The 25614-nt window shown below is 56.4% G+C and carries 20 protein-coding genes; 4 read left to right on the top strand and 16 right to left on the bottom strand.

The window, feature by feature from the left end:
• Positions 1-7: 7 nt before the first annotated feature.
• The 9 genes from JO972_RS05405 to aroC form a co-directional block, all read right to left on the bottom strand.
• Positions 8-757, bottom strand: a complete 750-nt coding sequence (locus JO972_RS05405) for a sulfite exporter TauE/SafE family protein (protein ID WP_309488988.1) — start codon at positions 755-757, stop codon at positions 8-10.
• Positions 754-957, bottom strand: coding sequence for a hypothetical protein (locus JO972_RS05410; protein ID WP_309488989.1), 204 nt, complete (start codon positions 955-957; stop codon positions 754-756). Before JO972_RS05410 ends, JO972_RS05405 begins: the two co-directional genes overlap by 4 nt.
• Positions 954-2375 carry a cytochrome c oxidase accessory protein CcoG gene (gene ccoG / locus JO972_RS05415; protein ID WP_309488990.1) on the bottom strand — a complete coding sequence of 474 codons (1422 nt, stop codon included), beginning with the start codon at positions 2373-2375 and terminating at the stop codon, positions 954-956. The genes JO972_RS05410 and ccoG overlap by 4 nt, the downstream gene beginning before the upstream one ends.
• 36 nt (positions 2376-2411) lie before the next feature.
• Positions 2412-2993: a cbb3-type cytochrome c oxidase N-terminal domain-containing protein gene (locus JO972_RS05420; RefSeq protein ID WP_309488991.1), complete on the bottom strand. Its 582-nt coding sequence runs from the start codon at positions 2991-2993 to the stop codon at positions 2412-2414.
• On the bottom strand, positions 2983-3165 hold the full coding sequence (locus JO972_RS05425; protein WP_309488992.1) for a hypothetical protein: 183 nt from the start codon (positions 3163-3165) through the stop codon (positions 2983-2985). Before JO972_RS05425 ends, JO972_RS05420 begins: the two co-directional genes overlap by 11 nt.
• A 20-nt stretch (positions 3166-3185) precedes the next feature.
• On the bottom strand, positions 3186-5747 hold the full coding sequence (gene ccoN, locus JO972_RS05430; protein WP_309488993.1) for a cytochrome-c oxidase, cbb3-type subunit I: 2562 nt from the start codon (positions 5745-5747) through the stop codon (positions 3186-3188).
• Positions 5744-5914 carry a hypothetical protein gene (locus JO972_RS05435; protein ID WP_309488994.1) on the bottom strand — a complete coding sequence of 57 codons (171 nt, stop codon included), beginning with the start codon at positions 5912-5914 and terminating at the stop codon, positions 5744-5746. Before JO972_RS05435 ends, ccoN begins: the two co-directional genes overlap by 4 nt.
• Positions 5915-6002: 88 nt before the next feature.
• The gene (locus tag JO972_RS05440) at positions 6003-6827 is read right to left on the bottom strand and encodes a CvpA family protein (protein WP_309488995.1); all 825 of its coding nucleotides are present in this window, start codon (positions 6825-6827) and stop codon (positions 6003-6005) included.
• Positions 6828-6842: 15 nt separating this feature from the next.
• On the bottom strand, positions 6843-7940 hold the full coding sequence (aroC, locus tag JO972_RS05445) for a chorismate synthase (protein WP_309488996.1): 1098 nt from the start codon (positions 7938-7940) through the stop codon (positions 6843-6845).
• Between the two features lie 146 nt (positions 7941-8086).
• Here aroC and JO972_RS05450 point away from each other — a divergent pair, with 146 nt between their 5' ends.
• Positions 8087-9883, top strand: a complete 1797-nt coding sequence (locus JO972_RS05450; protein WP_309488997.1) for a tetratricopeptide repeat protein — start codon at positions 8087-8089, stop codon at positions 9881-9883.
• Between the two features lie 9 nt (positions 9884-9892).
• On the opposite strand, the gene JO972_RS05455 is transcribed toward JO972_RS05450, so the two are convergent.
• Together JO972_RS05455 and JO972_RS05460 are read right to left on the bottom strand one after the other, a co-directional pair.
• A complete protein-coding gene (locus tag JO972_RS05455; RefSeq protein ID WP_309488998.1) occupies positions 9893-11155 on the bottom strand; it encodes a 4-hydroxy-3-methylbut-2-enyl diphosphate reductase in 1263 nt (420 codons plus the stop codon).
• Positions 11156-11235: 80 nt separating this feature from the next.
• Positions 11236-11937: a YwaF family protein gene (locus tag JO972_RS05460; RefSeq protein ID WP_309488999.1), complete on the bottom strand. Its 702-nt coding sequence runs from the start codon at positions 11935-11937 to the stop codon at positions 11236-11238.
• Between the two features lie 91 nt (positions 11938-12028).
• Between JO972_RS05460 and JO972_RS05465 the strand changes: the two genes are divergently transcribed.
• Complete coding sequence (locus tag JO972_RS05465) at positions 12029-15190, top strand: UvrD-helicase domain-containing protein (RefSeq protein WP_309489000.1); 3162 nt, start codon at positions 12029-12031, stop codon at positions 15188-15190.
• 10 nt (positions 15191-15200) lie between these two features.
• On the opposite strand, the gene JO972_RS05470 is transcribed toward JO972_RS05465, so the two are convergent.
• Positions 15201-16667: a PDZ domain-containing protein gene (locus tag JO972_RS05470; RefSeq protein WP_309489001.1), complete on the bottom strand. Its 1467-nt coding sequence runs from the start codon at positions 16665-16667 to the stop codon at positions 15201-15203.
• Positions 16668-16694: 27 nt separating this feature from the next.
• Positions 16695-18209: a S1C family serine protease gene (locus JO972_RS05475; protein ID WP_309489002.1), complete on the bottom strand. Its 1515-nt coding sequence runs from the start codon at positions 18207-18209 to the stop codon at positions 16695-16697.
• Positions 18210-18501: 292 nt separating this feature from the next.
• Here JO972_RS05475 and JO972_RS05480 point away from each other — a divergent pair, with 292 nt between their 5' ends.
• Positions 18502-19413 carry a glycosyltransferase family 9 protein gene (locus JO972_RS05480; protein WP_309489003.1) on the top strand — a complete coding sequence of 304 codons (912 nt, stop codon included), beginning with the start codon at positions 18502-18504 and terminating at the stop codon, positions 19411-19413.
• Between the two features lie 54 nt (positions 19414-19467).
• Here JO972_RS05480 and metG read toward each other — a convergent pair whose 3' ends face one another.
• Positions 19468-21051, bottom strand: a complete 1584-nt coding sequence (gene metG, locus JO972_RS05485; RefSeq protein WP_309489004.1) for a methionine--tRNA ligase — start codon at positions 21049-21051, stop codon at positions 19468-19470.
• Between the two features lie 77 nt (positions 21052-21128).
• Entirely contained in the window at positions 21129-22838 is a 1710-nt protein-coding gene (locus JO972_RS05490; protein WP_309489005.1) for a SurA N-terminal domain-containing protein, read from the bottom strand.
• Between the two features lie 899 nt (positions 22839-23737).
• Here JO972_RS05490 and purD point away from each other — a divergent pair.
• The gene (gene purD, locus JO972_RS05495) at positions 23738-24988 is read left to right on the top strand and encodes a phosphoribosylamine--glycine ligase (protein WP_309489006.1); all 1251 of its coding nucleotides are present in this window, start codon (positions 23738-23740) and stop codon (positions 24986-24988) included.
• A 101-nt stretch (positions 24989-25089) separates the two neighbouring features.
• Here purD and JO972_RS05500 read toward each other — a convergent pair whose 3' ends face one another.
• Complete coding sequence (locus JO972_RS05500; protein WP_309489007.1) at positions 25090-25560, bottom strand: superoxide dismutase [Ni]; 471 nt, start codon at positions 25558-25560, stop codon at positions 25090-25092.
• Positions 25561-25614 lie beyond the last annotated feature (54 nt).

Raw genomic sequence — 25614 nt, forward strand, 5'->3', positions numbered from 1 at the left:
ACGACGATCAGTGGCAGCAGCTGGGGAGCTCGGCTTTCGCGGGCTCTGGAGCAGCTTCAGTGCTGGGTTGTTCCGTGGGCGCGGCGGTGGCGCTGGGGATCAGAGGGATGGTATCGTGCAGTCGCCAAGCCATCATCAAGGCGGCGGCGAGGGCCAAGCCTTTGCGACAGCGGGCCATCCAACGGGTGCCGAGTTTCATTTGCAACTTATGAAAACCTAACTGAGTGGCCCAGAGTAAGGGCACGGTTCCCAATCCAAAGGCGAGGGCAAACTCGGCGCCTTTGATCGCCGAGCCGGTGGCAAAGCAGGCGGCAAAAAACAGGTAGAGTGGGGTGCAGGGAAGCAGGGGCGTGGCGAGGCCCATCACCAGTGAGCCGCGTGTGGCGGATATACGCATCGCCTTGAACCGTAGCCGCGCAGTGAAACGATTGAAAAAGGCGGGGCGGGGGATTTTTTTCTCCAAGCCAAACGCAATGGCCACGAAGACCAGCACCATGAACCAGGGCAGCACCACGGCCGGGGAGTTGAAAAATCCAATCAACACCTGGTCGCCCACGGCACCAAAGATGGCTCCCAGCGACGAGTAAGAAACCAGCCGGCCGCCGTGGTAAGCGATGGCTGATTGCATGCGACTGTTTTCATCTTTTTTCAGCGCAGTCAGCGAGCAGGCAATCGGGCCGCACATGCCGGCGCAGTGAATGCTGGTGATCAAGCCGGCGACAAAAGCCACCGCGGGTGTGTTGATATTCTCGATCATGGCTTGGGCTGGGGATCGGTGTTGTTTGGCTGGGCGGCAGCAGCTTCCTTTTGCTTGCGGATGTGCAGTTCGGCTTCCTCCGGAGTCATCCGTTCACCTTGTCGGTTTCCGAGAATAATGAAGGTGGTCCAGACGGCGATGATGACGATGTAGAGGAAAACAAGAATCAGCCACGGGCGTTTTTTAGGGAGTTGAATCATGGCGATGCAGGTTGGTTCAGAGAGCTTTTGTAGAGCGTGGCATTGGGGCCTTGGAAACTTTCTTTGAGCTCAATGGTGGACTGATCGTTTTCTGATTTCACTTCGATGATGAAGTCGAACGGGCCATCGTAATCTTGCGCGGGGGCGAGCACGACCAGGTTGTATGTTTTTTCCTCGAGCGGCTCTAACACGATGTGTTCGGTGGTGCCGCTGGTTTCCACCCACTCAGGGGCTTCGAGCAGCTTGATCGAAAATTCCGCATCCACGGAGCGTTTGTTGAACAAGTGGATCTGATAGATATTGCGAACTCCGGTGGCATCTTTCTGAAATGGCACACCGCGCATCTTGTTGACCTGAGCGTTGAAGGGGCGGGCTTTCTGATAGACGGTCACCGCAAAGGCGCTGGCTCCCACCATCATCAGGGCGCAGTAGGCAAAGATGCGTGGGCGGAGGATGCGGCGCGGTTTTTGTTTCAGACCGTTATCCGAATCGTAGCGAATCAGCCCGGCTTTGCGATCGAGCTTGGTCATGATGTCATTGCAGGCGTCAATGCATGCGGCACAGCCGATGCATTCCATCTGCAGCCCTTCGCGGATGTCGATGCCGGTGGGGCAGACGTTGACGCAGCGTCGGCAGTCGATGCAATCGCCCGCATTGGGGTCACTGGCTTTACCGCGAGGTTCGCCGCGGATTTCATCGTAGCCGATGATCATGGTGTTGTCGTCCGAGAGGGCCGACTGGATCCGTCCGTAGGGGCAGACCACGATGCAGAACTGTTCGCGGAACCAGGCGAAGCAGAAGTAGAGCACGAAGGTGAGGAAGACGACCACGCCAAAGGAAAGTGCGTGCTCGCTGGGGCCGCTCTGGATGTTCTGATATAATCCGGGGAGCGAGACGAAGTAGGAAATAAAGATGTGCGCGATCAGTGTGGCGCAAAGCAAGAACAGGGAGTGCTTGACGATGCGTTTCAGGATTTTGCTAGCACTAAGTGGTGCGGCCTGAAGACGTTTTCGAGCGGGCGCGTCGCCATCGATCAGGCGCTCGATACGCCGAAACACATGATCGAGGAAGACGGTGTAGGGGCAGGTCCAGCCACACCAGATACGCCCTAACAAAGATGTGATAAAAAACAGCGTGAAGCCCAAGCCGGAGATCAGGAAGAAGAGCACCCAGAGATCCTGCACCCCGATGGTGATACCGATCAGGTGGAAACGGCGGTTTGCTGTATCGAGAAAAACTGCCGGATTTCCTCCGATCTTGATCCACGGCAGCGCCGCGTAAATCAAGATCAGCAGGGCGCCGGTGACTCGGCGCCAGAAGGTGTATTTACCACTAACATCGGCAGGATGCAGGGTGTAGTGCGACCCGTCACGGTTGATGCTGGTGACGGAGTCGAGGTTAGGCTGTTTTTTGCTCACTATGGTGTGCTACCACTGAGGGGTAGCTCTCGGTTATTATTTTTCGATGTGGGGGTTTTGACTGATGAGATAGGCGGTGACTTTGGCGCATTTTTCCGGGCCGAGGGCATCTTTCCAAGGTGTCATTTTCTGACCATTGTAGCCTTGGGAATCGGCCGGTGTGCCATCGAGAACGATGTTCAGGATATCCATGGGCTGACTACCGTGGGCCCATTCAGCATCGACCAATGAACGTCCGATGCCGCCTTCCAAGGTGGCGCCGTGGCAGGCGATGCAGAACTGCTTGTAAACGTCCTCACCCTCTTTGGTGATGCTGTCTTCCTGGCTCCAGGTGAGCAGCACGGAGTCGTCGAGCTTGTCCATCATCGCTTCCAGTTCTTTCTTCTTGGCTGTTTCGATCACAGTCATGCGGGCATTGATGCTCTCGACTTCGGTCGGCAACAGATCGGTGCTGTAGTAGATGAACCAGTAGCCGATGTAGAAAACAATGGCGCCATAGAAGCTGAACAACCACCAGTTAGGGAGTTTTTGGTCAAACTCCTGGATGCCATCGAACTCGTGTTCACGGAGGACGATTTCGTTTTTGCCAAGTTTTTTGGGTAGTTTTTCAGTGCTCATTGTTTGCTTGGTTAGAGGTCTCTTCGAGTGGCAGGGCTGAGAGGTAGGAGGATTCTTCCTTATTCATTCTCCACGCCCGGACCATGATGCCTCCGAAAATGGAAGCGGTGAGGACGAAGGAGGCAATGGGTGCCCAACCTTCCCAGGTGTCTACGATGATGGTCTTAAACATGATGGTCGATGGGGTGGTGGTTATTCAGCGTTGGCGCTGTGATGCTTGTGGTCGGGGTTAGCCAGTTTTGGTCTGTCTTCGTTCTCCTCGACGACATCGTAGGCACCGAGTTTCTGAAGGTAGGCGATCATGGCGATGATTTCCCGTTCGGAAAGGCGGCGAGCCACCTCGTCACCAATGGCGTTGAGGGCCTCTTGGTCGTTAGCTTTTCCTTCTTCCTCGAGCTTTGCCAGTTCGCTGGTGATGTATTCTTCGAGGTCGGCGGGGTATTGCAGCTCATCGCTGAGCTTGCCGTCTTTGAAGACGAGGCCGCGTGCGATCTTCAAAGCTTGCACGATGGCTTTGTCTCGGATGGTGTGCTGATCCATGGGCTCAAATGGGACACCGAGCTGACGTTGCACGGCGATCTTTTTGGGCAGCGCAGCGATGTCGGTCTTCTTGTCCATCATGAAGTGGTAGGACGGCATGACCGAGCCGGTGGAGGTGGAGCGTGGGTCGACCAAGTGATCGTAGTGCCACTTGTCGGGGCGCAGGCCTTGCTCTCTGGCAAGATCCGGGCCGGTGCGCTTGGACCCCCACTGGTGCGGGTAGTTGTAGATGGACTCGCCGAGGCGTGAGTAGTCGCCATAGCGCATGATGTCACCTTCCAGCATCCGAATCATCTGTGAGTGGCAGGTGTTGCAGCCTTCTGCCACGTAGATGTCGCGGCCGGCGAGTTCCAGTGGAGTGTAGAGCTGCTGGATCCGCTCATCGACATACTTGCCTTTCTGGGCGACGACGGTGGGGATGATCTGGATCGCTCCACCGATACCGGCGGCACCGATCACCAGCAGGGTGAAGGGGACCCAGTTCTTTTCCAGGCGTTCGTAGAAATCAGCCCACTTTGGCGTGTGCTTGTGGAACAGCCATGCGGCTTGGGCACTGAGGCCGATGACCACAATCAAAGCTCCCACGTCCATGCCCTTCGGCAGGAAGATCCACAGGATGATGAACATGATGGCGAGCACGACATAGATGACAGGATCGGCAAAGAGGACTTTCTTCCAGTCTTTTGCATTGTCGGCAGACGGGTCGTTGAGCTTGGCCACTTCCACGGTTTCGGTCACAGCTTTACCCATGCGAATGGTCATGAAAATGTTGATGGCACACATGAGGAAGCCGATCAGATAAAGGGTGCCGCCGAGGGAGCGGAACAGCATGAGTGGCTTGATGGCCTGGAGGGTTTCCAGGAACTCAGGGTGCTTGAGCTGGGTGCCGGCTTCGTTGGTGGCGCTGAGCATGAGGCCCTGCATGATGCCGGATGCCCACATGGAGGCGACGTAGAGGAGGATGCCGATGAGGCCGATCCAGAAGTGCATGTTCGCCCAAGATTCACGCCAGAGCACGCTTTCGCCATTGGCGCCCTTGTTGTTTTTCCATAGGCGAGGAGCCATCCAGTAGAACATGGCGGCGGCCATGAAGCCGTTCCAGCCTAGGGTGCCGGAGTGAACGTGGCCGATGGTCCAATCGGTGTAGTGGGAAAGCTGGTTCACGCTTCTGATAGAGAGCAGAGGTCCTTCAAAGGTGGACATGCCGTAAAAGGTGAGGCCGGCGACGAAGAACTTGATAATGGGGTCGGTGCGGAGGCGAACCCAGGCACCACGGAGAGTGAGTAGACCGTTGATCATACCACCCCAGGATGGAGCCCAGAGCATGAGTGAGAAGAGCATGCCGAGCATCTGCAGCCATGATGGCAGCGAGGTGTTCAGCAGGTGGTGAGGACCGGCCCAGATGTAGATGAAGACCAGGCCCCAGAAGTGAATGATGGAAAGTCGGTAGGAGTAAACCGGACGATTTGCCGCCTTCGGCAGGTAGTAATACATGATCCCCAGAATGGGCGTCGTGAGGAAGAAGGCGACGGCATTGTGGCCATACCACCACTGCACTAGAGCATCCTGAACCCCGGCAAAAATCGGGTAGGAGTGAGTCAGGCTGGTGGGGATGGAAAGGTGGTTGACGATGTAGAGCATCGCCACGGTGATGATGGTGGCGATGTAGAACCAGATCGCGACGTAGAGGCTGGGTTCATTCCGCTTGGAAAGGGTCCAGAAGAAGTTGATGGCGAAGATCACCCAGATGACGGCCACTGCGATGTTGATGGGCCAGATCAGTTCGGCGTATTCTTTGGCTCTGGAAAAGCCAGCCGGCAGGGTGATGGCGGCGGCGACGATAATCGCTTGCCAGCCCCAGAAGTGGATGCTGGAGAGTTTGTCCGAGGCCAGTCGGCATTTACACAGCCGCTGGGTGGAATGGTAAATCCCGGCGAACATCATATTGCCCACAAAGGCAAAGATTACCGCGTTGGTATGCAGCGGGCGAAGTCGGCCAAAGGTGAGGAAATCAACCCCTTCCGTCTGGAACGCACCAAAGGTGATTACTTCCAGAAAGTGGCCGTTCATTTTCCAGAAGTTCAGCTGGAAGGCGCAGAGCAGGCCCACGCCCATGCCAACGAGGGCAAAGACAATGGAGGCGATCATAAAACGGCGCACCGTTTTATCGTCATAGGTCACTTGAATCGTGGCGGCGGAGGCAGGTTGGTTCATGGTTTTTCCGTTGTGTTGGGTAAGACTGGCTGGGCGTCATCCAATGGCATCAGGGAGTCCTGCTCGATCCCACGGGTACGTGGTTTTCTCAGCTCTGCGACACAGCAGACGATAAAGATCGCAGCGAGGCAGACACTGATGAGGATGGTGAGCGCAAGGACGTTCATTGGGGACGAGTCTCGTTGAAGAGAGACGGCCGCATTCTAGCAAATTTTGGCGAGGATGCGCGGCGTATTCTGCACAAGGCTGTGCAGATTATGGCAAGAGCTCTTGAAGCCCCAGATGGTCAAGCATCTGAAGCTTTGTGGCGAAGCTTGAGTGGGTCAGTGCCGTGATGACCGCGACATCGTGGTAGAGCTCGCGCGGTCGGCCTGATTGGCTATGTGTTGCAACGTCCTGATCGTAGGCGGCAGCGATGAAAATGGGGTCATTCAGTAGCTCGTTGAGCTCCCGGTCGAGGAGCATTTTCTGCCGGATCTGGGGGTGGTGATACATGATCAGCAGCTTGCACAGCGCGATGCGGTCCGGGTGATCAAAGGGGTCGGTCGTTCGTTGCCACTGGCCGACGCTGCTAGAGTCCAGGCTGTGTTTCGCCTGCATGAGCAAGGGTTCTGTGACGGATTCCGCATCGCTTCCGTGATTGGCCAATACCAGGTGTCTGGTGTGCCTGATTTCCGCCAAGCTACCGGCATAACGCACACCGGTGAAGGCCGCCCAGAGAACGATCAGCCCGGCGCAAAGGCTCATTAGGGCGGCGGGGAGACCGAAGCCGAAACGCTCTCCGGTTTTGGAGCGATCGAAGGGATCGACGAGAAATTTCAGCAGAAAGCGGCAAATGAAAAACACCACCAGGCCGGTGATGACGGCGATGATTTTGGGGAGCCACGGGCCGGGGTTGGAGATCCACGGCCCGGTGAGTTCGCTGGCATGTTCGTGGCCCCAGAGTGCGGTGTAACCGCCGATAGCCAGGCAGATGAGGGCCAGAACGGTGCGAATCAGCCCCTTGAGGAAGCCAATGACAAAAAACGCAACGATGATGACCCCGATGATACCAGTGGCGCCGAGATCTGGGATGTTCATCGCGAGTCGTTGAGTCTAACTAGCCTGCGAGCTGCCGCATTGTGCCGCGTGCAGCAGGGCGTGATCGCAGAGGGTGAGGGCGGTCATGGCCTCGACGATGGGCACCGCGCGTGGCAGCACGCAGGGATCGTGCCGACCACGACCCTTGAGTTCCGTGTCCTCCTTCTGCGAGCTGACCGTTTGTTGCTCGGTCATGATCGTGGCGGTGGGTTTGAAGGCCACCTTGAATGAGATGTTTTCGCCGTTGGAAATGCCACCCTGCACGCCGCCGGAGCGGTTGCTGGTGGTGCGCACAGTGTCGCCGTCCATGTAGAAAGGATCGTTGTGTTCCGCGCCGGTGAGCTGGGTGCCGCCGAAGCCGGAGCCAATTTCGAAGCCCTTGGTCGCTGGTAGGCTCATCATCGCTTGGGCGAGGGTGGCTTCCAATTTTCCGAACACAGGGTTGCCCAGACCGGCCGGTGCGTTGCGCACGATGCATTCCACCACGCCGCCTACGGAATTGCCTTCCGAGCGCATCATTTTGATCAGATCGGTCATTGGGCCCACGGCTTCAGGGTCGCCAGTGCGGACGATGTTGGATTCGATCATTGCGGAGGTGACCGTTTGACCGTCGACTTGAGCTTCGATGTCTTTCACCGATTGCACCCAAGAGAGAATTTCAATGCCGGGGTAGAGCTGGGCGAGCACCTTTTTGGCCACCACCGCAGCAGCGACCCGACCGATGGTTTCCCGTGCCGATGCCCGACCGCCACCGTGCCAAGCGCGGGTGCCGTATTTGGCATCGTAGGTGTAATCGGCGTGTGACGGGCGGTATTTGTCCTTCATCTCGTTATACGATGACGGACGCTGATCCTTGTTGCGCACGAGGATGGCGATGGGAGTTCCGAGCGTTTTGCCCTCAAACACACCGGAGAGAATCTCGCAGCTGTCGCTTTCCTTGCGTGGAGTGACAATCTCACTTTGCCCCGGCCGGCGGCGATCGAGATCGATTTGGATTTCTTCTTCCGAGAGGGGGATCTGTGGCGGGCAGCCATCGATGACGACACCAACACCTCCACCGTGGGACTCACCCCATGTGGAAATACGAAATATTTGACCGAAGCTATTGGACATATCTGGGCAGGAACTTGGCAGATCACGAAAATCTTTCAATGCGAGATTGCGTCGGAGTGGCTGAAATTGTGTCGCCGCGCTTCAGGTATCATATTTCCAACGTTTTTCCTCTGGCGAGGTCTATGGATCTGATGAATAGTTCCGCCATGATTCGCCGAGTATCTCGCAGCTCCACTGTCGCTCTCCTTGCCTCTCTCAGTCTGAGTTTCACACCGTATTTGTGTGCTGAAGAAGTGGAGGTGACACCGGGAAAAGAGCAGCCGGCGGAGGTGGAGAAGGCTCCATTCAAGATCGAGATGGTGATCGCTCCCCGGGTCAGCAAGATGCCGGAACCCAAGCTGCTCCCCGGGAGTGTGGGGATTCAGATGGATGTTTCATCGCCTTCGGAGGCGGCCAGGGCGCATGTTAAGCAGGGATTTGCACTGGTGCACGCGCAATGGGACTTCGAGGCCTACCGCCACTTCGCCGCTGCGATCAAGGCTGATAAGGACTGCCTGTTAGCCTACTGCGGAGTGACTCTCGCTCTGGCTCGCCCATATAACGAAGATGTCGATTACCGCCGAGCTGCGGTGGATCGGATGCTGGATCTCATGGAGTCCGATGTCGCGGCGATGAAAAAAGGACACCCGGAGAGATTTCCTAAAATTGAAAAGCAATTCTGCGCCGCCACCGCCACGATGGTATCGGATAGCCCCGTGGATGCTGGTGCCATGTTCATGGCTCTGGGGGAGAAGTTTCCCAACCTGCTGCAGGCTCGCTTGCTCGGCGTCTTTCTCACCCGTGGTAGCTACGATGTTAGCGGCAGTGCCTCGCCTGCGCAGCTGCGGGCGATTGAGCAGACAAGAACTTTGCTGAAGGAGAACCCTGAAAATCCTCTCGTGCTCAGCTTCTGGCTGTCTCTCTGTGCCGAGGCTCCCACCACTGCGGTGAATTTGAAGCAGGACTTACTGCCGGAAGCTCGCCGATTGGTGACCAAGTCTGCCGAGGTGCCGTCCTGGTGGCACACTCTGGGTCATCTGGAATGGCGGGCGGGCAATTACTTGCTCGCTGAGCGCGCCTTCACCAAGGCAGCAGACCTCTATGCCGCCTGGATGAGCGATCACCAAGTGTCGCTTCACGACTGCCCGGGCTTCATCAAAGCCAGATGCTACCTCGCCAACACCCACTACCAGCGCGGTAACTTCACCGGTGCGATGAAGGTGGCCAAGGAACTGCGGGCGATCACTCCGGATATCTCGCGTCCGCAGTCGCAGGGGAATCATATCTTGCTATGGCGAGCATACAGCTTGCCAGCCCGACTCTATATCGCCCACGGTGCCGATGGCGATATGAACCGTGCTTTGAAGGACCTACCATCTGCTGAGATGCTGAAACCTTTTGCGTCCCATCCGAATTATCCGTCACTGGTGGGCACCTATATCAATGCCCTGCGAGTTTATCTCGGATGTCGTAAGGCGATCGATGATAAGGCGCTTACTGCTGCCAAATCACTGCACCAGCGGACATTCAGAAATCACATTGTGAACCTGGTCAAGGTCTTCGAAGGGGCGAAACGGAGTAGTGATGCCTCGCACTACTTTCATGCCGGTCGCTGCCTGGCGATCTATGATAAAGAGCTCGCCGGCTTGATTCGGATGAACGATCTCGTAGCCACCCGAGTAGCTGCCGCTGGATCGTTTTACTCCGCGAGGGACCTGCAGTATGTGCCCACCCTGATGCTTCCCCCCATGGTGCTGACACCGATGGAAAACCGCCTGGGTGAATACTACCTGCACATGGGTAAAAATACAGAAGCCTACGAAGCGTTCACCTCCGGCCATTTACATTACCCTAACAATATGGGGTCGCTGCTAGGGATGAAACGCAGTCTCGAGTTGCTCGGCAAAAAAGAAGATGCCGCAATGATTCAACGACACATCGATTTGGTAAAACCAAAAGCGTAAGGCGTCAGCCTAGTCGATGGCGTCCAGCTGATCGCGCGAGATGCCACGGAGTTCGAGTGCCCGGATAATGGTCGATTCGATCAGGTTGTTCGGGCAAGATGCGCCCGCAGTGACTCCGATGATGGCTGGTTTGTCCTGCAGCATCACACCTGTGTATTCGCTTTCGATCTCTTGCTTGTGCTCCAGATCGTAGTGCATGATCCGCTCTAACGATTCCATGCACTTGGCATTGCGAATGAAGAAGGTGGGCAGGTTTTCCTGACCGATTTCTGCCAGGTGGGTGGTGTTGGAGCTGTTGTAACCTCCAACGACGAGCAGAATGTCCATCGGCTTTTTATCCGAAGTATCGAGCATGTTGAAGAGCGCTCCCTGACGTTCTTGGGTGGCGCCGCAAATGGTATCGAAGACGTGGTAGTTGGCATCGTCGCCGTCGCGATCGACCACGGCTTTGCGAATGCGGTTTTGCAAATCTTCGGTTTCGCTCTGGAGCATGGTGGTCTGATTGGCCACACCAACGCGCTGCAGGTGCTTTTCCGGATCGAATCCTTCGGAGCAATCGTTGCGGAAGCGGGTCATTAGCTCTTCGGAGCTGACCTTGCCTCGGATGTAGTCGCAGACCATTTCGCAATCGCTAGTGGTCAGGATCACGATGTAGTGACCATTTTTCTGCGTCCCTAGGGCACGTGATGCCGTGGCCCGTGTTTCTTCGTGATCAGCCTTGCCGTGAATGATGGAGGTCACGTCGTTTTTCGCGTAATCGCGCACACGGCGCCAGACTTTCATGACATCCCCGCAGGTGGTATCGATGACGTGGCAGCCGATCTCGGCCAGTTTGTCCATGAAGCTGGTGGGCGCGCCAAAGGCGGGAACAATCACCACGTCCTCGTCGTTCAGGTCATCATATTCCTTGCCCATGTCGCGCCAGGGGAGGGAAACGATGCCCATTTCGCGCAGCTGCGCATTGACCTCAGGGTTGTGAATGATCTCTCCGATCAGGAAAATGCGCTGTTCCTCGAAGACCTTGCGGGTGGCGTAGGCGAGATCGATCGCGCGCTCGACCCCGTAGCAAAAACCAAATTTCTGAGCCAGCCGGATAGTGGTGTTGCCAATGGTGAGCTCGCCGCCGTGACTGCGGAGTTTTTCCACGATCGACGACCGGTAATGTTGCTCCACCTCGGATTGCACCAGTGCCATGACATCCGGGCGCCGGACGTTGACACGTTTACGTTTTTTCGCTGCAGGCTTGGCTGGTTGAGGTGAGGAATCGCTCATGATTTGGGAAAGTTTCTCGCTCCGAGTCCGACTCGTTGCGTCTGCCCCAACTAAGTCCAAAAATCGACTGAAAGCACGCGCTAATTTTTCAGAGCAGACTCATTGCTCCGTTTGAATGGCAGGGAGAGCAGATAAAACAAAATACCCGCGACTACGATCAGGCAGATCACATACCATGGCCAGGCTCCCATCACGTCGAGGAGGCTCGCCTGCTCCGGCTTATGCATTAAGAAACCAAAATTGGTGTCCAGGAGAGCATTGATGGCGAAAGCAAAGGCTGCATAGACCAGCACCCCGAGGAATACCCGGCGCACGGCTCCTTCGCGCGGTCTCCAGCCCAAGCCCAAGGGCAAAAGTAGTGCTGTGATCACAATGACGCCGTGCATCAAGAAGAAGGTGATGAAAATGGGACTGGGGAAATCGTGTCCCAGGTTGGGGGTTAGTAGCCCCTGCAAGGTGCCGGCGAGGCCCCAGAAATAAGCCAGCTCACAGAGTAAAGGTTTTCGTGTGGTGAGGGCAAAGCCGCAGATGATGGCGGCGACGTCACAGAGGTGAAAAGGCAGGTGTGAATCCAGTTGGTAGCTATCATCGACTGCGGCCAGCGCCGCTTGACTCATGGGATAGGACGCAAAACAAAGAAAGGCGAGCAGCGCAAGCACCGCATGAGTGCGGGAGGCATGCGGCTCCTTGCGACAACGGCGAATCAGCAGATAGGCGATCACGAATAACAGCGCCAACACTCCAAGATGGGAAAAGCCGAAGAGTTGAAACGCGAGAAGCATGCCGGATTTTTAGGCAAATTCCAGTGAGTAGCAAACTGAAAACTTGAATCCTGCTAGGTCGTCCCCATGATGCTTGCAGCCCATGTCTGCCATGATCCAAAGCACCATGATCCGCGCCTCCGCAGGTAGCGGCAAAACCTGGCAATTAGCCAATCGCTACCTCAGCCTGATGGTGCTCGGTGCCGCACCGGAAAAAATCATCGCCCTGACGTTCACGCGCAAAGCTGCCGGCGAGTTCACCAGCAGGATTATGACCCGGCTGGCCGATGGCGCGGCGGATGATGAGGCCGCTGCCAAACTCTCCGCAGAGCTCACCGAGGTGATTGTGGGGACCGATTCCATACCGCCGCTGGTGACGGCCAAGAGCGATGGTAGCCCGGTGGTGCTGCCGACCATGGACGCGGGGTATTTTCAAAAGAAATTGGAACAGCTGGTGGCCGCTCTGGATCGGCTCGCCCTCTCCACCTTGGACAGTTATTTTGTCAGGATCGTGCGGAACTTTGCCCTCGAACTCGGCCTGAGTGGTTTTGATTTGATGGACGACTCCGCCATCGCCGCCGAGCGTATGGCGGTGATGACCCAGATCTTTTCCAATCGGCTCACCTCCGAGAAGTCGCGCGAAGCCTTTCTTCAATCGTTCAAGCAAGCCACCTGGGGCGAGGAGGAGAACCGTCTGGCCCAGACCCTCGAAGACTTTGTTCAAAACCATCAAAACCGCTGGCTCAGTGCCCCCGAGGCGGAAAAGTGGGGCGGTGAGTCTCTGCTCTGGCGATCAGACCAAGGCGGCTGCCCTTTTGGCGATGGTAAACTGGCAGAGCTTTCGCAGTTGTTGCGAGCTTCCTTGGGGCCGCCTGTTAGCCCGCATGTGACCTACATGAAAGGCTGGCACGTGGTGTGTGATCTTCTCGAGCAGCATGTGCCGGGGGCTGCCATCAAAATGAATGCCCAGCTGAAGCGTGCCTTGCCGCGGTGGCAGGAATTTGCGCAAGGAGGACTCATCGATAATGCCAAATATGAAATCACTCCGGAGCAGGGGGCTCTGATGTCGGCTCTGCTGGGGGTGTTTATCAAAGGAGAAATCGAAATCCGGATGAAGCGCACCCAGGGGCTTCACGCGGTGATCTCAGCCTACGAGGACAGCTACCACCAGCATGTGCGCAGTAGGGGCCGACTTTGTTTTTCCGATCTCACCATGCTCTTGGCCGGCGAAGGAGCGATGGAGATTTGGGAACCCGACGCCCGCGAGCTGATTGATTACCGACTCGATGCCCGCTACGATCACTGGTTGTTAGATGAATTTCAGGACACCAGCCAGCCGCAGTGGAAAGCGGTCGGAACTCTCGTGGATGAGGTGCTGCAAGACCCGGAAGGGGAGCGCTCCGTGTTTGTGGTCGGGGATAGTAAGCAAAGCATCTACGGCTGGCGTGGTGGGGAACCTCGTCTATTCGACGACCTTCAGGAACACTACGGTCAGGCCCTGGCCGAGTGGAACATGGATCGATCCTACCGCTCGTCCCAGCACGTGCTCGACCTCGTCAATTGCGTCTGCGATCTGAGCGACCCCAAGTGGCGTGAGATTTTCCCAGCCAAGTCGGTCGACCGCTGGAGCTTTCATTCCCACATGCCGTCTGGCGAGAAAGCCGGGCACAGTCTGGTGCTGGAAACCACCGCCGACCCCAGTGCGGATAGTGCGGAAAAACAACAGGCACGATACGCGCTGGTGAAGGAGCTGTTAGTAAAAACCCAACCGCTGAAAAACCATCTGACTTGCGCGGTGCTGGTGAGTAAAAATGCACAGGCAGCTGGACTGGTGGAATACCTGCGCTCCGAACTGCCCGAGATGCCCGTGGCGCCCGAGACCGAGACGCTGGTCAGCGACGGTCCGGAGGGAGCTGTGATCTTGGACCTCTTCCGTTGGCTGAGAAATCCCTCCGATGACTTTGCTCGGCATCACCTCAGCTACACTCCGCTCGCGCAGGTGGTGCAGACCATGACGGGGCATGAGAAAGCGAGCGCTCAATGGTCGTGGCTGACCGCTGAGATCGCACGCAAAGGTCTGGCGCCGCTGGTGCAGGATTTAGTGCACGGCTTGCGCGAGCAGGTGGAAGTTTCAGACTATGGCGAGAGTCGACTTGAAGAGATCCTCACTGCTGCCTGGGACTTCAGTGCCAGAGGTGGAAGTCTGGACGACTGGATAAGTTTGTTAGAATCTCGCAAGGTCAAGGAAAACACCCGCGACGGAATGATCCAGATCATGACCGTGCATAAATCCAAGGGGCTCGGGTTTGATATGGTCATCCTTCCAGAACTGGGTGGCCAAGACTTTGCTGCAACCAGTCGCTTGGAGATGTTAGAACGCAAGGGTGAGCTGGGGAAAACCGAGTTCATCATCCGCAAGCCGGCGAAAGAATTCTGTGAAGCAGACCGAGCATTGAGCGAAATGCTCAACGATTGGGAAGCAGATCAATGTTATGAGCGGTTTTGTAACCTCTACGTTGCCATCACCCGTGCCAAGCACGCCACCTATTGCATCCTCGATCCGGTGAAAGACAGCTGGACTCCGGGGCGGAAATATGACGACTGGATTCGCGAAGCCACTGCTCGAGCAGGCGATGGCGAAATTGAAATTGCCGGCCAAATTTACCCACTACTTTTCGCCTCCGGTGATTGGTTGGATATTTCTGGCGATGGCGAAGCGGACAGCGAACAAGAACCGGCACCTATCGTTCTTCAGCCCGCGCAAGCACGCATGGGCCGGAAGATTGCCAGCGGGGCGAAGGCTGCCAAAATTGGTTCGTTGTTAGAGTCGGGCAAAGGCCTCGCGTTCGGGAACAGAGTGCACGCCTTGTTTGAAAAAATCACCTGGCTCGACGAACTGCCCGATTTTGATGATCAACCGTCGTCGCAAGCGGTGAAAGCCTGTCTTGAATCTGCGGGAATCAGCGAGTTCTTTCGGCGCCCGTCCGGCGAGTTTCAGCTGCTTAGGGAGCAACCGATCGAGACCCAGCACGAGGGCCAGTGGGTCAGCGGTATCATCGACCGCGCGGTGATTCATTTTGAAAACGGCCAAGTGACTGAGGTCAGCATCATCGATTTCAAAACCGACCTCAAAGATGCTGCCGAGCTGCGAGACGCCTACTCCCAGCAACTGGCGATCTACCGCCAAGCCATGGCCGGCATTTTTCAGATTTCAGAAGATCAAATCACCTGCCACCTGCTCTCGACTTCTCTCAAGCAGATGGTGGAGGTATAGGGGGGCTTTGTTAACCCCGAGAAAGGGCTGGAATACCGCGCTTCAACAGCTCGGCATCGATCGCATCCGAGATGCGGGCATCCAGGTAAATCGTCTTCGGTTGGCCATCTGCGAACTCGATGGTGTGGAGCCTGTCGCTACCTGGAGTTTCGAAAGCCTTGATCAGCGATGGGATGTCGGCGATTTCCTGACCGTTGATTTTGGCGATGATAAAGTTGCGTAGGCTCTCGTAACCGGTGGTGGCCGGCGTGGGGATGGTGGCACTGAGGAAGACCAATTTGTTGCGACCTTTTTCATAATCCTCAGGGCTCGCCATGGCGTCTAACAAGTTGAGCGGAGCTGTGCTCTGCCAGTCTTTGCCGAAGGCGCTGAGGTAGCTCACGGAGAGTTCTTGGAAAATGAAGCCACCCTTTACCAGGTAGTTCGGCGATTGGTCCAACGTGTGGCTGGGAATCAAATTTTTACCGGGACGACTGAGCACCGCGGTGAATTCCTTCTTCTCACCCTCGCGTAGCACGGTGACTTTGACGGAGTCGCCCACCTTGTGCTGTCCGCGGATCAGATGGCTCCAGAAAAGTCGGCCGTAGTTATCGTCGTCATAATATCCGCGACGTCCGATGGTTTTTCCGCCGATGGATAACAGCACGTCACCCTTGAGGATGCCGGCCTGATCCGCTGCGCTGCCTTTGCGAACGCGGGTGACGTAGAGTCCGCCGACGTCTTCAGGCAGTTTCAACCAAAGGCGGAAACTGGGGTCCACTGTGCTGTTGATGCCGATACCGAGTGATGGGAATCCGAGGTATTCACCATCGGCCGCATCCGCGATGAAGGCGGCGATGATCTCCGGAGCGATGATATCAATGATCTGGTCTTTGGAATCGTAGCTGGAGAGCAGTCCTAACAGTTTTCCATCCTTCACCGCTGGCAGGCTGAAGCTGCTCGAGGCACTTTGCATCGAAGCTTTCGCCTCGTAAGTGAGGAAGTAGTGACCACGGACGAAGCTGGAAACGATGTCGACACTCTGCACCGTCGCCTGGGTGATCAGTGGCATGCCGTTGTCTTCCAGCTGCCAGATGTCTACCTTGTCGCCAATGTGAGTGGCTTCGCCCAGAGCGATGGGGGAGAGGTCTTTGAAAAAACCTTCGGTGTCACCGTTGTCAGGTGCTAACAGGGCGAGGTTGGATTCATAATCGATGGCCACCACCTTGGCTGGCAAGGTGCGGGTGCTGTCGGCATTTTCCAGTTCGATGTAGGTGCTGTTGGCTGCCATTTCAGCGGTGGTCAGCACTTGCTTGCCTTGCAGCAGCACGCCGAGCGCGCCACGGCTGCTGGGTGCGGATTTGTCCCACGGCTGCGAGGCGCTCCACGTTTGCAGGGTGGAATTCACCCGCACGAGGGAGTTTTTGACGTCCGCCGCAGCGTGCGCCAGACAGAGCATGGCGGCTGAGGTCAGTGAGAGGAGAGAGAAAAATTTCATGATAAGTTAGAGTGAGAATGTGCAGGGTTATTCTTCGAGACGGTAAGCTTGGCTGATGCCGTAGTTGCGCATCGTGCGCTCGCTGGCCTCCTTGGCCTTGTTCCCCGGAACGATGATCGGCCGCTCGACGCCTTCGCATTTGATTACGAAGAATTCGGGCGTGGTGGTCGGATGCAGCAGTTGGTGTGCTTGTTCCAGGCTGGTGACCTTTTCACCATTGATCGACTCGATCGCGCGACCGGCGTGGTTGGAAACATGGGTCGTGACCGGATCGCTGAGCATGCGCGTGAGGATGACGATGTCCTTGCGTTCTTTGAAGATTTCTTCATCGATGTAGTGCGCAAAGAGACGGCGGACGCGGGTGTTCTTGAAGTTGTGTGCGGCGTAGAGGTTCCGATCGAGCGGCTGGAAGACCATGCCGGCGAAGGTGGTGAAGCGCGGGTTGACGCCGTATTGCACCGCATACATGCGCGCTGGTGGGAAGGGCTTCAGGGTGGCCACCTTTTCCATCGTTTCGCCATTGCGGATGATTTGCAGCTTGATTTGGTCGCCGGCAAATTTGCGCTCCACGATTTCGTTCAGGTTCACTTTTTCGCCATCGATCAGGATATTACCTGCCGCATCCACGGCATTGCCATTGATGGCGGTGAGGATGTCGTTGTCTTCTAACACACCATCGCAGGGGCCGTCCGGAGTGACCGCCGCGACCAGCACGCCTGGTGAGTTCGGGCCGAGACCGAATTTTTTCCGCATCGCCGGATTGAACAGGGCGAACTCGGAGATGCCGAGGTCCACGTAGTGATCGTATTGCCCGTCTTTGATGTCGGTGAGAAAACGTTTCACCACCGGTGTGGGAATCATGTAGCCAGTGTTATCGGCCGAGCGCAAACCTTGGAATGCGACGCCAACGACACGACCGTTCTGCAGAACCGGGCCACCGGAGTTACCCGGGTTGATGGCAGCGTCAATTTGAACAATGAGGTGCTGGTCCGAGCGGGTGTGACTGTAGGAGCTGAAGTCGATGCGGGAAACCACACCGCGGGTGACCGAAATGCGGTTGCCGCCCACCGGGTAGCCGATCACTCGCACCTGGCTTTCCAGCTTTGGCACCAGACCAATTTCCAAGAACTCCATGCCCTTGAATGGGGTGAAGTCTTCGACCTCTAACAATGCCAGGTCACAATCGTGAGCGATGTGGACGATGCGTGCCGGGTGCTTCTGGGGTGACCCGTGCACGGTGATGAGCAGGCGGCGGGCATTGGAGACCACGTGGGCGTTGGTAAGGAATTTGTTAGGACCGATCAAGAAGCCGGTGCCGATGCCACCACTGAAATTCCCCGCTTTCCACGGTTCGCGGTAGTTCGGCACCTGGGTGGCAGCTTCGATGCGGACGATGGAGCTATAGATGCCGTTCACCGGAGGAGCGACCTTGTCTGGCAGCGGGGCCAGTGGCGCGAGGGGGTGGCTTTGCTGTGCCGATGCGGTGCCAAAACTGAACGCCGAGGCGATGGCCAGTCCGATGGCAAGTGACTTGTTTCTCATGACTGGAAACTAAGGCGAAATCGCCGTATGAAAAGCGGTAAAACAAGGAGGCGGGAGAAAATTATCGTCGCTGGGGCGATCGATCTTGCAACTATGGAGTGGCCATTTGAAATCGCTCTCGTTAGGCTGGGTTATGTCCTCAAGCTTGCCGGATGCCGCGCCGATCCCAGACCAACCACCATTGCATCTCAAAGGTGGCTATTTGTGTATCGCTTCCCCTGTGGAGCTGAGAGAAGCGTGTTTTGCTGTGCCGGCGGTGCGGTCGTTGCGTCATTTCAGACCGCAGTCCACCATGGCTGTGCTTTGCCCGGAATCGCAGGCGCCGCTGTGGCAATCGATGGAGGAGTTAGACCGGGTGATCATCTACCCGGATAAAAGTTCAGCGCGTCAGATTGCCAAACTACTGCAGGCACAGGACTTGGAGTTTGAGTCGTCGATCAGCTGGGAGGCCAACGAGGCTGCCAAGGCATTCCAGCGGGTATCCATTTTACAACGACTCGGCTATCCGGCGAAAGGCTTGGAAAAAACGCTGACCGATCCGGTGTCGGTGGTGGTGGAGCCGGGGCCGATCGAACACCGGGTGCGTCACTACCTGCTACTGGTGGAAGAGCTGGGCGGGAATCCCTTTGTGAAAGCGACGTTCCAGACACCCGAGCTACCCGCTGCACCGAAGAAGTCGAAAATTGCGCTCGCGCCGGCGTCCGATTTTGGAGCCAGTCATCAATGGCCGGTCGAGCGCTTCAAGGAGCTGGTCGAGAGCTTCGAGGCTGAGCACGGGAAGGATGGCATCGAGTGGTTGATCCTCGGTTCAAGCCAGTCGGGCGATATCGGAACCACGGAAAGCGATCTCGCAACGCTGCTCGACGGTCGGGCCAAAAATCATGCGGCTGAGTGGGGTATGGAAGAAAACCTCACGGCATTGGCGAGCTGCACGGCGCTACTCAGCAGCGATAACAGTCTGGCACACTTGGCCGCGCATCTCGGCTTGCCGGCGGTGGTGGTCTTTGGTCCAAACGAACCCAGCTGGAAGCGCCCACTGGGAAAACAGAGCCAAGCGCTACGTGAGCATGTGGCTTGTAGTCCTTGTTTTCTACCTAAGTGTCCTCTCGACATGCGCTGCCAAGATGCGGTGAGCGTGGAAATGGTGAGCGAGGCCCTGCTCGACGCCATGAATGATCGAGCCGGTGAGTCACAGACCAACTAAATCAGCCCCCACGTGTTGCAGGGGAGATTGCTTAGCGAGCCTTTTTGGGCGATCCTACTCTTCGAGCTGGATTCTGGGGAAGACAGGCTTGGGTTTGGCCACTTCCTGGCCGATGTCCAAGATGCCCCATTTCAAATCCTCAAGCGAAAGCTCAGCGAGGTGATCGGCCTTGAGCTGGGTTTGAATCCGCTCACAGGCGTTGGGAATGATGGGTTTCAGCAGCACACTGGCCAGCGCGACGGCTTCAACCATGTGGGCGAGCACAGCATTGAGCTCATCGACTTTGGACTCGTCCTTGGCAATTTCCCATGGTTTGTGTTGCTCGGCAAAGACATTGGTTCCGGTGATGAACTCCACCACGGCTTCAAGCGCGTAGGAGATCTCGTATTGATCCATGTGTTTGCGGTATTTTTCCAATACCACGTCGAGCGATGCGCGCAGCTTGGCGCAGGAGTCGTCGTCAAACTCGGAGGCCACGGTGACTCCGCCGCTGTAGCGCTTGGTCATGTTGAGCGCTCGGTTGCAGAGGTTGCCGAGGTTGTTGGCGAGCTCGGTGTTGAAGAGCATTACCAGGCGCTCGATGTCGTAGTCGGAATCGCGGCCGGTGTGGATATCGCGCACCAGATAGTAGCGCACGGCATCTTGACCGAAGGTTTCGACCAGAGCCACGGGGTCGACCACGTTGCCGAGCGACTTGGACATTTTCTCCGAGCCTTCAGCACCGTCGTCGGCCTTCTTCTTAATGTTCCACCATCCGTGAACTAACAGGGAGGGGATTTGCTCGTCGGTAAATCCGATGGCGTGCAGCATGCAGGTCCAGTAAATCGAGTGGGACGGCACGAGGATGTCCTTGCCGATGATGTGGAGCTGTGCGGGCCAAAGCTTGTCGAAGTCCGGAAGATCAGAGCCTTCCGGCTTGTTGTATCCTGCGAAGGAGATGTAGTTGATCAGGGCGTCGAACCAAACGAAGGTGACAAAATCGGTGTCGAATGGCAGCTCAATGCCCCAGCGGAGGCGCTCCTTGGGGCGGGAGATGCAGAGATCGGTTCCCTCGGTGCGTTCGATGGCGTTGAGCACATCGGCCTTGCGGAATTGGGGGATGACAAAGTCCTCGTGGGTTTCCACGAACTGACGCAGCCAAGCCACCTGGTCGCTGAGTTTGAAGTAGTAGTTTTCCTCGTCGCGCTCTTCCACCTGTCCCCACTCTTCGCCAAACTCGCCGTTTTCGTCGCGTTCTTTGTCGGTGAGGAATTGCTCTTGGCGGATCGAGTAGAAGCCGGTGTAGCGCTTCTTGTAAATCAGCCCTTCGTCAGACAGACGCTGCAGGATGCCTTGCACACATTCCTTGTGCAGGGGATTGGTGGTTTCTGCCCAGCCGTCGTATTGCAGCCCGAGTTTGTCCCAGGCATGGGTGAAGCCCTTGGTCACTCGCTTGACGTAAGTGGCGGGGTTGACGCCATCTTTTTCAGCGGTCTGCTGAACTTTCTGGCCGTGCTGATCGACTCCGGTCAGGTAGTAGACGTCGTCGCCACGGAGGCGACGGTAGCGGGCGATGACATCGGCGAGAACTTTTTCGTAAGCGTGGCCGATGTGCGGTGCGCCATTGGTGTAATCAATCGCGGTGGTGAGATAAAACATAGCAGTAGCGTGATCAGTGGGAGGTGATCAGTAAGAGTTCAAACGGGCAGGCCTTGCCGCCGCGGGGAGGGGGCTGGTTAGACAGCGGGTGCCTTGACCTCGGCTTTCTGATACTGGTGGTTGATCCAGTTCAGGAAGGTGCGGATCATCAGGTCCATTTCTGCACCTTGCACGGCATTGTCCACGCGCAGTTTGTTTTCCTCGGTGTCTTCAAGTTCACGTTTTTCGACGAGGAAGAAGAGCGAGCGGTCGGCTTCGTTGATGACTTCGGAAACCTCGCCGGGGTTGAGGCCGGCGGCGATGCCGTGAAGCTGCTGAGCGCTGGGCTCGTCTTGCGGCGGAGTGCTGCTGGCGAACGGGCCAACCTGCACAGGTGTCAGGCCTTTTTCACGCACAGCGGTGTCGAAGTCCTTGCCGGCCTTCATCAGCTCGAGCACTGCACTGCGGGCTTCTTCGGCGGCGAGTTTCACCTTCTCAGTGGCATTCTCTCCGATGAGTTGTGCACGAGCTTTGGCGCGGGCCGCATCGTAGTCGAGCAGTTCAGGTTCGACGACTTCCTCGAGCACAAACACAACCCAGCCGTGCTCACCAACGGGGAGGGGCGCGGAGACGTTGTTGTAGGCGTTGTCGGATTTCTTCATTTTGAAGATGTCCTCGGAAAGTGGGCGGTTCTGATTGCTGGAGCCACGGAGGGTCAGGCCTTGCAGCTCAGCGGGGAGCTTGGCACGGGTGAAGAGCTCGCTCTCGGTGACTTGGTGGTCGTGTTTTTCAACGATGGCTTTGAAATCGAGCGGGAGCTTTTCGTTTTCGCTCTCGATGATGCTGTCGTAAAGTTCCTGAATCTGGCGTGTCAGGGCCTTGGCGGCGGTGGCACGAAGTTCACGTTTCTGAGTTTCCTCAGCGGCTTTGGCCTGTGCTTTGGCCTTGGCTTCCTCTTCATTCTTCGGCTCGGCCTCTGCTTTGTCGTCCTCCGTGGCGGCTTCATCAGCGTCTTCCGGGAGGGTCAGGAGGAGGTAGGAAATGCGGCGTTGCTCATCGGTCTTGTAAGCATCTTGGTGGGCTTCCCAGTAGGCTTTGACTTCCTCTTCGCTGGGGTTTTCTCTTTCCACGAAATCATCGCGCTGGAAGGTGACTTTGGCCAAGGTGACCGTCTGCATCTGGGCTTCGAGCATGTCTTGCGTGGCGCTGCGTGATGGAGCGAGTCCGCCACCGACGATGTTAACCAGCTTGTTCAGGCAGAGGTTTTCACGGACGAGGTCGCGCAGGTGACGCTCGGTCATGCCCATCCGGCCGAGGCGTTTCTCGGCGAAGAGGGTGTAGGCAGCCTCGCTGTATTTGCCACCGCTGGAGAAGGTGGGGAGAGATTTGATGGCTTCGGTCACCTCGTCCTCGCTGGCGTAGAGGCCCATCTCGGTGATGGCGCGCTTGAGAATGATGCGGTTGGCAACAAAGCGGTTGAGCTCCACTGCGGTCAAGTTGTTGCGCATCATGGTGAAGTAGTTGTAGCCGAAACGACCAAGCTGCAGCGCCTGCTGCATCTGCTGAGCGTCAGGGGCCATGAGGAAGTTGATGTAGTTGTGCAAACCGGCCTCGGAACAAAGCTGAAGTGTCTGCTCGCCCATGCGGCTGTAGGACTGCTGGTCGATCGATTGACCGTGAACTTCCAGCACGGTGGGACCGCTGCCTCCACTGACGCCGGATCCGGTGCCGATGTCGTTCATGGTGAATAGGAAGCCTGCGCCAAGCAGGACGAAAACGACGACCATCAGGCCGGTGTATTTGCGCATGTTTTCAATCATTGCAGAAAAGGATGTATTTACTGGGTGTCCGGACTGCCGGACAGGCGCGGGAACTTAGGGGCAGAACAGGGGTGTAGCAATACTAAACAGCAGCAAAGCCGCTGAAATCCTGCCATTTACGGCGTCGGCGCGGAAACTTGGTGCCGGCAGCTAAAAAATAGGCCCCGAGGGTGACAGGATTCCCTCGGAGCCTATGGAGAACCATCGAGTCGCCAGAGCATGAAATCCGGCCTTTCTCGAGGGGGTTTCTCGTGCAGCGGCTATGAACCCGCCGCACATGAACTATGAAAATGCATGTGAATACCTCCGAGCGACAGAATACCGCCTTAGCCCAAGAGAGAACTCACGCTTTCTATGACTGCATTCGAATGAGAACGTTCAAATTTGAGAGGAAAAAAGATCATTTTTCAGTATCGACTCTCGGGGGGGGGATTTTGGGGCAGCAAAGAGCCGCAGGAGTTGGAGGCTCCTGCGGCTTGAATGATTCAACTTTCCGTATTTGGGGTGGTGACACTGACATATCACGGCCGGAGAGCTGACAACTGCTGTTGGTTCACCCGAAAGCGCCACACAACTGGCGTCTTTCATTAAGATAGACATCCAAGGTTTCCTTATGTTCAAAATTAGGGGCTTTTTTTCTCAATAAAGTGCGAAGGCCTTGTGGTAGAAGCGTTGGGAGCCGCGAAATACGCTGATTACGCGAAAGTTGACAGATCCTGTGAAGCATAGCTGGTCCCTCTTGTTGTCAGGCATTGAGAGCTACCCTTGGATAGTTATCTCGAGTAAAATCAGTTGGATTCGTCTGATTCGCGGTGAAAGCGAGAAAATTAGAGTCATTTGCAGGGAAACTCTTGCTTCGAACCGTCTCCTTCGCTTGAGTCCCTGCGATGAAAATTCTTGTTGTAGGCAAAGGAGGACGTGAACACGCCCTGATCACCGCATTGGTAGAATCTCCGACTGAGACGGAGCTCTATTGTTTCCCCGGCAGCGATGCCATTGAGCCACTGGCAAAAAGTGTCAAGGTGGACGGTCTGCACGAGCTGATCCGCTGGATGAGTGAGAATCAGATCGATCTCTGCATCGCTGGTGAGGAAAGTTATCTGGTCAAGGATGAGGGCCTGGCGAACCTTTGTGAGGAGGCGGGTATCCCATGTTGGGGGCCACACAAGCAGTCGGCCCAGCTCGAAGCCAGCAAGGAGTTTGCCAAGGAGTTCATGCTGCGGCACAACATCCCCACTGGCGCGGCCACCGGCTGCGCTGACATCGATGAAGCCCGCGCGGCGATCAATGGTCAGTATCCCACCGTCTTGAAGTTCGATGGTCTGGCTGCCGGTAAGGGCGTGGCCGTCTGTCCCGATGAAGCGAGTGCCGAGGAGTTTTTGAATGAGGTCATGGTCGAAAGGAAATTCGGTCCCGGCCGGTTGTTGGTCGAGGAATGTTTGGTGGGACCGGAAGTTTCCATCTTCGCCGCCGTCTGCGATGATCAGTATTTGATCTTCACCCCGGCTCGCGATTACAAACGTGCGCTTGATGGCGACGAGGGTCCGAACACCGGTGGCATGGGGGCGGTGGCCAGTCGACAACTGATCGACAAAGACATGCTCGACGAGATTGAACAAAAAATCGTCCGTCCGACCGTTGACGGTCTGGTGAAAGATGGTCTGCCATACCGTGGTTATCTCTATTTCGGCCTGATGCTGACTCCCGATGGTCCCAAGATCATCGAATACAACTGCCGCTTCGGCGATCCGGAATGCCAGGCGGTCATGCCGCTGGTGCAGGGCGACATTGCCAGCTTCTGCCACTCGGCAGCCCAGGGAGAGATGAAGCCTGAGCTGCTTAGCTTTGACGAAGGTTGGAGTGTCTGTCTGATTCTGGCCAGCGCCGGTTATCCGGTGACTTCGCGCAGTGGCGATGTGATTTCAGGCCTCATGGATATGGAATATGCCCGTGTGTATCACGCTGGGACCAAGCTCAATGAGGACATGCAGTGGGAGACCAATGGCGGCCGTGTGCTGGCTGTGGTGGCTGGTGGCGAAGACCGACTGACAGCCGTCGATGCCGCCTATGCCGAGCTGGAAAAAATCAGCTTCGATGGTGCCCAGAAGCGCACCGACATCGGACGCTGTAATTTTTAAGCAAGAGGACGAATCCTTTTAAAAACAAAACCCCTTGGCTGGATATCCGGCCAAGGGGTTTTTAAATGTTAGGTGGCTTGCCTCACTATGCCCAGTGGGAATTAATGACTGTGACCGCTTTTTCCTGTGTAGGCTGCGGTGAAGTCATCGATCGCCTTGTGCAGAGCGGTGGCGTTGGCCACGTCGGTGCTCTGCTTGCACTTCATCGCCAGCACGATGATCTGGTGGCTAAGTGTGAGTTTTTTCAGATAGGATTCTTTGTCCGATTCCATTTCGTCGAGCTTCAGGCGCTGGGCGAGGAAGTATTCGGAAATGGTGGTCTGGATCTTGGTGGCGTGTTCCTCCTTGTTCATGATCCAGCGCGTCAGTTGGTTGGCATTTTTACCGGGGTCTTTGGACAGGGTGTTGATTTCCTCCATCGCCTTTTGAATGGTCGATTGGTGGGTGTGGAGATCTTTTAGCACGGTGTCGTCCGTGTAAATGCCGCAAGGAACTTGGCAGTGAGCGGAAATGTTGGGGACGGCGGAAAATGAGAGGACTGCTGCGGTAGCGATGGTTAGATATGTTTTCATAACGGAAGTAGGCTAAGCACGGATATGGAGTGCTGCACGTAATTTTTTAGAGTG

It is taken from the genome of Oceaniferula flava, from assembly GCF_016811075.1.
GTDB lineage: Bacteria > Verrucomicrobiota > Verrucomicrobiia > Verrucomicrobiales > Akkermansiaceae > Oceaniferula > Oceaniferula flava.

Excerpts from the sequence above, each read along its gene's own strand:
- JO972_RS05405 (WP_309488988.1), bottom strand. The coding sequence starts at position 757 with ATGATCGAGAATATCAACACACCCGCGGTGGCTTTTGTCGCCGGCTTG.
- JO972_RS05410 (WP_309488989.1), bottom strand. The coding sequence starts at position 957 with ATGATTCAACTCCCTAAAAAACGCCCGTGGCTGATTCTTGTTTTCCTC.
- JO972_RS05420 (WP_309488991.1), bottom strand. The coding sequence starts at position 2,993 with ATGAGCACTGAAAAACTACCCAAAAAACTTGGCAAAAACGAAATCGTC.
- JO972_RS05425 (WP_309488992.1), bottom strand. The coding sequence starts at position 3,165 with ATGTTTAAGACCATCATCGTAGACACCTGGGAAGGTTGGGCACCCATT.
- ccoN (WP_309488993.1), bottom strand. The coding sequence starts at position 5,747 with ATGAACCAACCTGCCTCCGCCGCCACGATTCAAGTGACCTATGACGAT.
- JO972_RS05435 (WP_309488994.1), bottom strand. The coding sequence starts at position 5,914 with ATGAACGTCCTTGCGCTCACCATCCTCATCAGTGTCTGCCTCGCTGCG.
- JO972_RS05440 (WP_309488995.1), bottom strand. The coding sequence starts at position 6,827 with ATGAACATCCCAGATCTCGGCGCCACTGGTATCATCGGGGTCATCATC.
- aroC (WP_309488996.1), bottom strand. The coding sequence starts at position 7,940 with ATGTCCAATAGCTTCGGTCAAATATTTCGTATTTCCACATGGGGTGAG.
- JO972_RS05450 (WP_309488997.1), top strand. The coding sequence starts at position 8,087 with ATGATTCGCCGAGTATCTCGCAGCTCCACTGTCGCTCTCCTTGCCTCT.
- JO972_RS05455 (WP_309488998.1), bottom strand. The coding sequence starts at position 11,155 with ATGAGCGATTCCTCACCTCAACCAGCCAAGCCTGCAGCGAAAAAACGT.
- JO972_RS05460 (WP_309488999.1), bottom strand. The coding sequence starts at position 11,937 with ATGCTTCTCGCGTTTCAACTCTTCGGCTTTTCCCATCTTGGAGTGTTG.
- JO972_RS05465 (WP_309489000.1), top strand. The coding sequence starts at position 12,029 with ATGATCCAAAGCACCATGATCCGCGCCTCCGCAGGTAGCGGCAAAACC.
- JO972_RS05470 (WP_309489001.1), bottom strand. The coding sequence starts at position 16,667 with ATGAAATTTTTCTCTCTCCTCTCACTGACCTCAGCCGCCATGCTCTGT.
- JO972_RS05475 (WP_309489002.1), bottom strand. The coding sequence starts at position 18,209 with ATGAGAAACAAGTCACTTGCCATCGGACTGGCCATCGCCTCGGCGTTC.
- JO972_RS05480 (WP_309489003.1), top strand. The coding sequence starts at position 18,502 with ATGGCTGTGCTTTGCCCGGAATCGCAGGCGCCGCTGTGGCAATCGATG.
- metG (WP_309489004.1), bottom strand. The coding sequence starts at position 21,051 with ATGTTTTATCTCACCACCGCGATTGATTACACCAATGGCGCACCGCAC.
- JO972_RS05490 (WP_309489005.1), bottom strand. The coding sequence starts at position 22,838 with ATGCGCAAATACACCGGCCTGATGGTCGTCGTTTTCGTCCTGCTTGGC.
- purD (WP_309489006.1), top strand. The coding sequence starts at position 23,738 with ATGAAAATTCTTGTTGTAGGCAAAGGAGGACGTGAACACGCCCTGATC.
- JO972_RS05500 (WP_309489007.1), bottom strand. The coding sequence starts at position 25,560 with ATGAAAACATATCTAACCATCGCTACCGCAGCAGTCCTCTCATTTTCC.